This window comes from Vallitalea longa, assembly GCF_027923465.1.
Taxonomy (GTDB): domain Bacteria; phylum Bacillota; class Clostridia; order Lachnospirales; family Vallitaleaceae; genus Vallitalea; species Vallitalea longa.
Map to the genome: position 1 here is coordinate 1 of NZ_BRLB01000078.1, position 305 is coordinate 305.

The following is a 305-nucleotide window of genomic DNA, read 5'->3' on the forward strand; positions in this document are numbered from 1 at the left end:
CTTCCCGTAGGCTGTGCATAGTAGTGCTGCCATGGTCACTCCATTTTCTGCCGCATATTTTTTCAGTTGTTTCAATTCTTCTTCCACGAATAGTTTATGTTTTCTTGAAAAACTTGTTTTTTCTACTGCACTTGGTTTTATCTTTAATGGTACCTCTGGTGCTAATGGAAAGTCTGCTACCCTGTCTAGCCAATAGGTCTTGTCCCTCAAGTAGATTTCCGTGTTTTCCATTTCTTTTCGTGCTAATACGTAATCCCTGAAGTTGAAGTTCAGTTTTTTCAATTCCACTTTTTCATCATCGTAAT

The 305-nt window shown here is 38.4% G+C and carries 1 protein-coding gene; it reads right to left on the reverse strand.

Going from position 1 to position 305, the window contains the following annotated elements:
* The coding region (locus tag QMG30_RS24895; protein ID WP_281819929.1) for a condensation domain-containing protein at positions 1-305 on the reverse strand (305 nt) is incomplete at both ends.